Source organism: Hominisplanchenecus murintestinalis (assembly GCF_943193015.1).
Classification (GTDB): domain Bacteria; phylum Bacillota; class Clostridia; order Lachnospirales; family Lachnospiraceae; genus Hominisplanchenecus_A; species Hominisplanchenecus_A murintestinalis.
The window spans coordinates 1-8,804 of record NZ_CALPCM010000066.1; the positions used below are offsets into that span (position 1 = coordinate 1).

Genomic DNA, 8,804 nt, shown 5'->3' on the forward strand with positions numbered 1-8,804 from the left:
TTGACAAAGTGGCTAAATCTATGCGAAAGGAGGACGCACCCTATGTCAAATTGCAAAGTAATCGCTTTAACCAACCAAAAAGGCGGCGTTGGTTATGAAAAGTAAGTTATTATGCAAAGTTGAGCCTACACTTTTGCTGATTTTATAGGGTATAGGCTCTTTTGAACTTTGCATAATCAGGGGTAAACCTTTACAAAGATTTCAACCAATCAAGAAGGTCTTTATCCTTTTTCCACGCTGGCAGTTCGTCAGATGATGGACTGTTGTAAGCTTCCATCAATGCTTTTCGCTTCATTTTTTCGTCTGCCCGTGCGTAGATTTCGGTTGTTGAAATATCAGAATGTCCCAGTAGATCTCTGATATAAACAAGATTGACTCCGGACTGAAGCAGATGCATTGCTTTGCTATGCCTCAGCCAATGCGGTGTGATTTCATCGGAGATATCCTTTATTCCCATTGCCTGAGCCTGTGCAGCATATTTTTTCAAAATATATGTCACTCCGGCTCTCGTCAGGGGTTTATTGCTGCGGTTGGTAAATAACGGATTGCGACCATATACAGGCGAAGCCAGACCAGAACCTTCCATATACTGCTTCAACAATTCCCCGGTTGGTCTCATGACTGGAACAATGCGGCTTTTACCGCCTTTGCCTGTCAGTACGATGGTGACCGTATCATTTAAAGCAACATCACAAACTTTTAGATCCACAAGTTCCTGAACCCTTGCTCCGGTATCATATAAAAGTGACAGCAGAACAGCATCCCTTTTCCCCTGGATCGTTGTCCTGTCGGGTTGTTCTAACAGGCCCTTGATGCTATCCAATGGAAGATACATGAGTGGCACCGTATCCGTTTTTTTCATTGGAATCGCCAGGATTTTCTGGCTTTGCTGTATATACTGTGGTTCTTCTACCATTAAAAAGCTGAAAAATGAATGGATTGCAGCGAGACGTTGATTCCTTGTCGCCGCTTTGCAGTTACGTTCCTCTTCCAGCCATTGCAGAAAGCGGAGGATCAGATCCCTGTTTATTTTTGCAACTGTCAGCTTTTCCGGCAAAAGGTTCTCCTGGTCCCTGCAGTATCTTAAAAATAATGAGAATGAGTCCCTGTATGCTATCTGGGTATTACGTTTGCTGCCGACCTGGCAGGGCAGATATACTGACAGGAACTGCGTTAAATACTGTGCAAAATCAGTTTCCTTCATGGCATACCTCCGGGATGACGTATGCACATGACATTTCCACTTCCCTCATCAGGTCTGGATAAACTTCCGCTGTCAGGCGCAGATACCTTGCTGTTGAGCGTATTGTTTTGTGCCCCATATATGTGGAAAGAATCGGGAGCATAGCCGTTAAATCGGCTTCTTCCCTGATCCACTTTTGTAAAACATGAACCGCGAATGTATGGCGTACATCATGCAGACGGGGTCCCTGCCCTTTTCCACCATGTGAAATCCCTGCCGCTTCCAGATACCTGCGGTACCTTTGATAGATCGTCATTGGGCTGAGCATGGTCTTATCAGGAGCAGGGAAGAAAAAGTCGCTGTCTTTTTCCCACCAGATTTTATCTGCATAGGATATACAGGCTTCTTTTACGGAATCTGATAATGGGATATACCGGTCACGGTCAGTTTTTGCTTCACGGATCGTAAGAATCCCATCTTTGAGATTCACATCCCTGCAGCGAAGTCCGACAACTTCTGACACACGAAGCCCACAGCCATAAAGAATCCGGAAGATCACTGGTAACGCCAGATGCATATTTCTTGCAGCTTCTTTGGGTTCTGTTTCATCAGCGGCTTTGATCACAGCTGCTATCTGCTCATGCGTAAATATATATGGTACAAATGAACTGTGATTCAAACCCTTCACTTCTGGCACGATATAAGCATCATAACCAAGGTTATTAAGGTATATGGCAAACTGTCTTATGCAGGTAATGCGGTGTGACCGGCTTTTTTCGGATTCACCTGCCCGGGGCGCTGTCCATTTTTCTGCAAGGGAGCGGGATATTTTTATTTCTGTGACACCCTGTTCTTCACTGAAACGGCAAAACCGGGATAAACATTTCGGTTCATCTGCATATTTAAAACCTGTGCTTCTTTTGTACTGAATGAATTCCTGGGCAACTTCCGCAAATGAACCTGTCATGGATGGAGATTTTCTGATTCTTGTCATTAGATTGCCACCTCCAATGCACATTTCCGAAGCTCGGTGATATCAATACGAAGATATGCCATCGTAGTTTCAGTAGTTGTGTGCCCCAGGATTTCTGAAATGACCGGAAGCGGAATCTCATGCTCCAACAGGCGGCTCGCAAGGCTGTGGCGGAGTGTGTGGGAGCCTTTCTTTTTCCCTTCAAGATGGATTCCCGATCTCTGGAGACGTACCCTTACAAGGGCGCCGACCGCACCCGGATTGAAATCCGTATAAGGAGGAACCTGCCTCACAAAAACGTGATCCGAGTCGGTTTTAGGCCTTGCGTTCTTCAGATAGTTAATGATCGCTTCGCCAACATCTTCTAAAAGAGGAAGTTCTAACGGATTTCCTGTTTTTACCTGGTTTAAATGGATTACTTCTCTTTCCCAGTCGATATTGGAAAACCTTAAATTTGCGACATCGCTGCTGCGCAGTCCAAGTCTTGCAATCAGAAGAATGATTGCATAATCACGGATTCCGCAGGGATTCCCAAGGTCAATCGAATCAAGAAGTTTCGTCACCTCATTCGCTGAATACGAAGAAGGTAATCGGCTCTGCCTGTTGTAATGAGGGTTTGGAAGTTTTGAAAACATCTCCTGCTCCATAAGACCATGTTCATGGCAGTATTTCAGATAATAGCGCACCGCACGCATTGTATGATTTATGGTTGGCTTTTCATAACAGTTCAAAGATGCCATGAAATCCAAAACGTCTTTGAGAGACAGTGTATCTAAAGAAGCAATGTTCTTCCTGCTTAAAAACGCAAAAAAGCGCTCCAGATATAAACTGAAAATCTTATTTGATTTTTTTATTATCCCGATATCTTCCCGATGGGAAATATATGCTTCTGCGCTATATCTAAATCCCTCTGGGAAAGTGTACGCTCTTTTATCCATGGCAAGATAAAGAACTACATTCCCTGAACGCTGGTATTCTGCCAAAGCATTTATACAACGGGAATAGGCGGTACACCATTTTTTCAACGCTATTTTAGATGACATAGAATAATGGTCTTCTAAAAACTGTAATCCAAAATCCATGCTGAAAGAATCAGTACCTTGTTCGTGGGAGTAGAGCAAAAGCTGTTTGGTAAGAGTTTTAAATACTTTTTGGTAATAGCTGGATGCACCTGCCTGTACGAGTGCTTCCCCGGTTTGGTTGATCAGTTGCTGCAAAGTTAATTTTTCCATCGTGCGTTCCTCCTTAAGTGAATTGATAAAATACACTTAAATCTTGATGGATTATGGAAAGTAAATCAACTAAAGAATCCTTTATTTATAAGGATTTCTATCATTAACTTTGCATAATGTATAGCTTTTCATAACCAACGCCGCCTTTCTGGTTGGTTAAAGCGATTACTTTGCAATTTGACATAGGGTGCGTCCTCCTTTCGCATAGATTTAGCCACTTTGTCAAGGTGGCTATGTAACTGTATCAGAGAATGATGGGACGAAAAAAAGCCGCTTACTCTTAAAAAATCAATAAGAATAAGCGGCTTCATAATGACGTGCCTTAGACATATTCAATTTTCACTCTCTTGACTGGTGCGTTTACGACCTTAAATATCAGTTCGTCAACGCAGTCTGTATATCTGCCTTGCTGAATGAGCTGGTTTTTCAGTTCCACAAGGCTATGTAGTAAAATGCTCCGTTCTTGGCTGTCCACATACAAATGGTTTTTCTTTTCCCTCATAATCAACACCATCCTTTCATGGTTTGATTGTATAGGAAGATGGCTTTATGTTCAAAGGTGTAAAAAGAGTGTTATGTGGGGGTATTGATAAAAGGTGTAGTTACGCTTTTCTGCTGATTCTATGCGGTTTTCTGCTCTCCACCAAAATGACAACTCCAGAGACGATATGGCGCAGGGGGACAGCGAGAGCATTAAAACGCAGAAAGCAATGCTCACGCAGTATGCAAAGGAACACGGCTTTATGGTGGTGGAGGTCTATGTGGACGACGGATTCAGCGGTTTGAATTTCGAGCGTCCAGACTTCAACCGTATGCTTGATGACATTGAAGCGGGGAAGATTGATGTGGTAATCACAAAGGATTTATCCCGTCTGGGGCGTGACCATCTAAAGGTCGGGCATTTCACGGAGATTTATTTCCCGATGAAGAATGTGCGGTATATCGCCGTCAACGACTGCGTGGATACCGCCAGCAAGAACAACGATATTGCTGCCCTGAAGAATGTCATAAACGAATTTTACAGCAGGGACAATTCAAGGAAAATCCGTTCTTCCATACGGGCGAGGGCAAAGGCGGGGCTTTACCGCACTGCCTTTAACCCTATCGGCTACCGCAAAGCCCCCGACAACCATAACAGGCTGATAGTGGACGGGGAGACGGCGTGGATTGTAAAGCGTATCTTCGAGCTTGCCAATGCGGGCATGGGGGCGCACAAAATCGCTAAGACTTTCCGAGAAGAACAAGTCCCCTCCCCCTCTTGGTGGCTGCACTCCCGTGGGGAAAAGGACTACTCCGAACGGTTTGAAAATTCCGCCAACAAATACGAATGGTCGCACACGGTCATACAGAATATTATTAAAAATCCGCTGTATCTGGGTCACACGATTATGTGCAAGAAAGAGATTGTGTTTAAGGTGGGGGTTTATAAAAATGTTCCCGAAGCAGACCAGATACGGGTGGAGAACACCCATGAGCCGCTTGTTTCGCAGGAAGTTTTTGACGGGGCGAACGCAAAGGTTTCAAGCCGCAGGCGGGATGCCACGGATAATTTCGTATCCCCCTTTTCGGGGCTTGTGAAGTGCGGAGCCTGCGGCAAGGCGTTGGGCTTGCGGTATTGGGGGAAGGACAGACACCGCATTTATGTCTGCACCACCTATGCCCACGACACAAAAGCCTGCTCTGACCACCGCATTTTCTACGAGGATTTATACAACGCCGTCCTTGCCGATATCCAATACCATGCCCGCCTTGCCTATGAGGACAGGGATAAAGCGGTGGCTCTGGCGGTGAAGATGAACGCAAAGGCGGACGGGAGCAGGGGGAAATCTAACGAAAGCAGGCTGAAGCAGGCGAAGAAACGCTATGATGAAGTGACGAGGTTATTCGACAGGCTCTATGAGGATTCCCTTTCGGGGCGTATCTCTAACGATAATTTTGCCCGTCTGATTGACAAATACCAGACGGAGCAGGAACAGCTTTTAGGGCAGATACAGAGCCTTGAAAACGCCCTGCAGGAGGTCAAGGACAGCCAGACCAATGCGGTGCAGTGGGCGGCTCTGATGGCTGAATATGTGGGGATACAGGAGCTGACCGCCGAAAACCTCAACCTTTTGGTGGAGCGCATCGAGGTATTTGACCGCACACAAACCGAAGCAGGAACAGAGCAGGCAATTAAAATCTGTTACCGCTTCGGCGGTTACATAGGGGAACGCCGCTTCAAGGCAAAGGTTTTAAGGAATACGGGCGGCTGGGAGATGCGCCGCAGAAAAGAGGGGAAAGACGATGGAAAAGTATCATTTGTATCTTGATGAAACGGAGCGGCGGGTGATAATCCTCTGCCTAAACGATTTCCGAAACAAGCTGATTGCAGAGGGCAGGTATACGGACTGTGTTGACGAATTGATTATCAAGTTCGCCCATGCAAAGACGGTCAAATTAAAAATACGGAGGTAGAAAGACGATGGAAAAGACAATTTTTGAGGAACTGGGCGGCAGATACGAGCGGCAGGGGGATTACCTTATCCCCTGCATTGCCTTACCTGCCGAAAAGGAACAGCCGATTGGCTTATTCGGGCGGCGGCACTTGGACTATCTGAAACAGCACCGCAGGGTTACATACACAAATCTTCTCACAAGCGGCAGGCTCAATTCCTACCTTGCCGACATTGACAGGCAGGCGCAGGAACGCCTTGAACGGCTCATAGAGGGCATGAAGCAGGCGCAGGGTATCACGGAACAGCTAAAGGCTGAAAACGCCTTAGAATGGGTCGGGAGGATGAATAACATACGGGCTTGTGCGATGGAGATTGTGAATACTGAAATCATTTACGCATAGGCGGCATAGCGGCAGAGGGTTAAAGCTCTGTTGCTATTTTTTTAATTTTAACAATAGTCTTCTCAAAAACGGTCAACGGATATATAATATACTTGCATTAACCGTTGCGGTCAATAAGGAGAATGTATATGAATGACAAGTTTTTCAAACTTCCATTAGAAAAACAGCGGCGTATTATAAACGCTGCTTACAAAGTGTTTTCAGAAAACAGCTATAAAAAAGCCCCAATGTCGGAAATTGCAGACGAGAGCGGTATTTCAAAAGCATTGCTTTTTCACTATTTTACTAACAAAAAGGAATTATATATGTACTTGTGGATGAACGCTATTGAGATGACAAGGAAAGCGGTTACAGAATACAAAACTTTGGAAACAGATGACTTTTTTGAAATGCTGAAAAGAAGCCTATTATCAAAGTGTTCGCTTATGCGTGATTATCCGCATTTATATGCTTTTTCGCTAAGAGCATATTATGAAACGGCTCCAGAAATACACAAGTCCATTCAAGAAAACTTTAATGATGTTAGCAAGGCAAGTGAAATGATAGTGTTTGAGAAAATAGATATATCAAAATTTCGGAAAGATATTGATATAAAAACAATGTATGCTGAAATCTTTTACGCTGTCGATGGATATATGCTGAAAAAATATCGTTTAAATTGTATTATACCAGATGAAATTGAGAAAGAAATTATTATTTTAATTGATTTTTGGAAAAAGGTTTATACGCAGGAGGTGTGAACAAAATGCAGCATAAAACAATTTTGTCACAAGGCGGAACTGTACATTATTGGATTGCCAGAAATGACAATGTATCAGACTGTATTGTTTTTACGCATGGAGTAACCGCAGACCATACTATGTTTGAAAAGCAGATACCCTACTTTTCAGATAATTACACAATCATCTTATGGGATGTTCCTATGCATGGATTGTCGAAACCATATCAGAAATTCACTTATCAAGATACAGCAGAAATATTACATAGCATATTGCAGAAAGAGAACATTCAAAAAACATTTTTAGTGGGTATGTCTATGGGCGGCTATCCAAGTCAACATTTTGCTGCTTTGTATCCTGATATGGTAAAAGGATTTGTGGCGTTAGATACAACGCCATTGGGACTTAAATATTACTCAAAATCAGACTTGTGGTGGCTGAAGCAGGTTGTTCCTATGGCAAAATGCTTTACAACAAATCTTTTACGAAAGAGCATGGCATTGTCAGTATCAGAGAGCCGCTATTCCTATCAAAAAATGTTGTCTATGTTAAAGCCGCTGTCTAAAGCAGAAATTATCCAGCAAATGCGGATTGCATATGAATATTTTATTGTAGAAAATAAAGATGTTAATTTTTCGTTCCCCATATTGATATTGGTGGGTGAGAAAGACAGCACAGGCAAGGTTAAGGCATATTGCAAAGAATGGGCAAAGCAAACAGGTTATCCTTTGCATTTTATAAAACAGGCAAAGCATTTTGCCAATGGAGATAATCCAGAGCAAGTAAACAAGGAAATAGAAAAATTTATTATTGAAACTGTTCACAAAGAAAGGAAAAATTATGCTGTATTATGATGAATATGGAAGCAAGGAAAATCCGACTATCATGCTTCTGCATGGGGCGGGTGCGCTTGATACATTTTGTAGGCAGTATTGCTTTTCTGATAAATACCATCTTATTGTACCTCACTTAGCAGGTGCAGGAAAGGCGGCTACTGAGATTTATGAGCCAGAAAAGACCGTAGAGGAACTCTTTGCGCTCATTAAAACCCTACATAAAAAACGGATCGGCGTAATCGGTCATTCGCTTGGAGGTCAGATTGCAATAATGCTTGTCAGCAAGCAGCCCGAATTATTTGACTTTGCCGTATTTTTAAGCGCATGGGTAAATCCCAAGCCGAATACAATTCGGATGTACTGTTCTCTTGCAGGTTTATCCGCAAAAATGCTACATTGGAGATGGTTAGTGCAATTTCAAGGGAAATATTGGAATTACACAAAAAAACAAGCCGATAATATGGCAGAATATTCAAAACAGATTACTCCGCAGGTGTATGACTCATTCTTTTCCAATACATTAGATTTATCAAAGTTACCTGAATATCAAGCAGTAACGATACCTATGTTGGCGATTTGTGGGAGTAAGGAAGTCAGAGATATGAAAACTTCTCTTACATTACTTGCTCAAAATCCAAACTGTCAAACAATGATATTACAAGGAGCAAACCACGACTTTCCAATGCGTAATGCCAAGCAACTTAATCCAATGCTTGAAAAATTTATATCGGAGTGCTTATGAAACAACAAACAGAATGGATACGCTGTCCTATCTGTGGCAGCAAAACCCGTGACAAAATTAGAGAAGATACCATTCTGAAAAACTTTCCTCTCTACTGTCCGAAGTGCAAACGGGAAACTCTGATTGAAGTAAAGGATTTACAAGTAACCGTCATCAAAGAGCCAGACGCTTTAGACGCAGAGCCGATGAATGAGTGAGCAATGATGTGCTCCCCTTATAGTAGACAGACAAAATAATAAAACTGTCGCTGTAAGGAGGAGCATATTTCATGGGACAACATTCA

The 8,804-nt window shown here is 43.1% G+C and carries 11 protein-coding genes; 7 read left to right on the plus strand and 4 right to left on the minus strand.

Features of this window, described 5'->3' with window-relative positions:
• Positions 1–190: 190 nt before the first annotated feature.
• The 4 genes from NFR99_RS13835 to NFR99_RS13850 form a co-directional block, all read right to left on the minus strand.
• On the minus strand, positions 191–1,204 hold the full coding sequence (locus NFR99_RS13835) for a tyrosine-type recombinase/integrase (RefSeq protein ID WP_251353945.1): 1,014 nt from the start codon (positions 1,202–1,204) through the stop codon (positions 191–193).
• Entirely contained in the window at positions 1,191–2,177 is a 987-nt protein-coding gene (locus NFR99_RS13840) for a tyrosine-type recombinase/integrase (RefSeq protein ID WP_251353946.1), read from the minus strand. Before NFR99_RS13840 ends, NFR99_RS13835 begins: the two co-directional genes overlap by 14 nt.
• Entirely contained in the window at positions 2,177–3,388 is a 1,212-nt protein-coding gene (locus NFR99_RS13845) for a site-specific integrase (protein WP_016222353.1), read from the minus strand. Before NFR99_RS13845 ends, NFR99_RS13840 begins: the two co-directional genes overlap by 1 nt.
• A gap of 322 nt (positions 3,389–3,710) precedes the next feature.
• A complete protein-coding gene (locus tag NFR99_RS13850; protein WP_251353947.1) occupies positions 3,711–3,890 on the minus strand; it encodes a hypothetical protein in 180 nt (59 codons plus the stop codon).
• Positions 3,891–4,056: 166 nt separating this feature from the next.
• On the opposite strand from NFR99_RS13850, the gene NFR99_RS13855 reads away from it, so the two are divergent.
• The 7 genes from NFR99_RS13855 (at position 4,057) to NFR99_RS13885 (ending at position 8,718) form a co-directional block, all read left to right on the plus strand.
• Entirely contained in the window at positions 4,057–5,697 is a 1,641-nt protein-coding gene (locus NFR99_RS13855; RefSeq protein ID WP_251353948.1) for a recombinase family protein, read from the plus strand.
• Entirely contained in the window at positions 5,672–5,842 is a 171-nt protein-coding gene (locus tag NFR99_RS13860) for a hypothetical protein (protein ID WP_016306737.1), read from the plus strand. The genes NFR99_RS13855 and NFR99_RS13860 overlap by 26 nt, the downstream gene beginning before the upstream one ends.
• A 7-nt stretch (positions 5,843–5,849) precedes the next feature.
• Entirely contained in the window at positions 5,850–6,224 is a 375-nt protein-coding gene (locus NFR99_RS13865) for a TnpV protein (RefSeq protein ID WP_129182109.1), read from the plus strand.
• A 128-nt stretch (positions 6,225–6,352) separates the two neighbouring features.
• Positions 6,353–6,964, plus strand: coding sequence for a TetR/AcrR family transcriptional regulator (locus NFR99_RS13870; RefSeq protein ID WP_129182107.1), 612 nt, complete (start codon positions 6,353–6,355; stop codon positions 6,962–6,964).
• 5 nt (positions 6,965–6,969) lie between these two features.
• Positions 6,970–7,797 (plus strand): alpha/beta fold hydrolase, encoded by an 828-nt coding sequence (locus NFR99_RS13875; RefSeq protein ID WP_129182105.1) that lies wholly within the window; start codon positions 6,970–6,972, stop codon positions 7,795–7,797.
• Positions 7,784–8,521: an alpha/beta fold hydrolase gene (locus tag NFR99_RS13880; RefSeq protein WP_129182103.1), complete on the plus strand. Its 738-nt coding sequence runs from the start codon at positions 7,784–7,786 to the stop codon at positions 8,519–8,521. The genes NFR99_RS13875 and NFR99_RS13880 overlap by 14 nt, the downstream gene beginning before the upstream one ends.
• Positions 8,518–8,718, plus strand: a complete 201-nt coding sequence (locus tag NFR99_RS13885; RefSeq protein WP_129182101.1) for a cysteine-rich KTR domain-containing protein — start codon at positions 8,518–8,520, stop codon at positions 8,716–8,718. Before NFR99_RS13880 ends, NFR99_RS13885 begins: the two co-directional genes overlap by 4 nt.
• Positions 8,719–8,804 lie beyond the last annotated feature (86 nt).

Excerpts from the sequence above, each read along its gene's own strand:
- NFR99_RS13855 (WP_251353948.1), top strand. The coding sequence starts at position 4,057 with ATGGCGCAGGGGGACAGCGAGAGCATTAAAACGCAGAAAGCAATGCTC.
- NFR99_RS13885 (WP_129182101.1), top strand. The coding sequence starts at position 8,518 with ATGAAACAACAAACAGAATGGATACGCTGTCCTATCTGTGGCAGCAAA.
- NFR99_RS13835 (WP_251353945.1), bottom strand. The coding sequence starts at position 1,204 with ATGAAGGAAACTGATTTTGCACAGTATTTAACGCAGTTCCTGTCAGTA.
- NFR99_RS13880 (WP_129182103.1), top strand. The coding sequence starts at position 7,784 with ATGCTGTATTATGATGAATATGGAAGCAAGGAAAATCCGACTATCATG.
- NFR99_RS13850 (WP_251353947.1), bottom strand. The coding sequence starts at position 3,890 with ATGAGGGAAAAGAAAAACCATTTGTATGTGGACAGCCAAGAACGGAGC.
- NFR99_RS13865 (WP_129182109.1), top strand. The coding sequence starts at position 5,850 with ATGGAAAAGACAATTTTTGAGGAACTGGGCGGCAGATACGAGCGGCAG.
- NFR99_RS13845 (WP_016222353.1), bottom strand. The coding sequence starts at position 3,388 with ATGGAAAAATTAACTTTGCAGCAACTGATCAACCAAACCGGGGAAGCA.
- NFR99_RS13870 (WP_129182107.1), top strand. The coding sequence starts at position 6,353 with ATGAATGACAAGTTTTTCAAACTTCCATTAGAAAAACAGCGGCGTATT.
- NFR99_RS13840 (WP_251353946.1), bottom strand. The coding sequence starts at position 2,177 with ATGACAAGAATCAGAAAATCTCCATCCATGACAGGTTCATTTGCGGAA.
- NFR99_RS13875 (WP_129182105.1), top strand. The coding sequence starts at position 6,970 with ATGCAGCATAAAACAATTTTGTCACAAGGCGGAACTGTACATTATTGG.
- NFR99_RS13860 (WP_016306737.1), top strand. The coding sequence starts at position 5,672 with ATGGAAAAGTATCATTTGTATCTTGATGAAACGGAGCGGCGGGTGATA.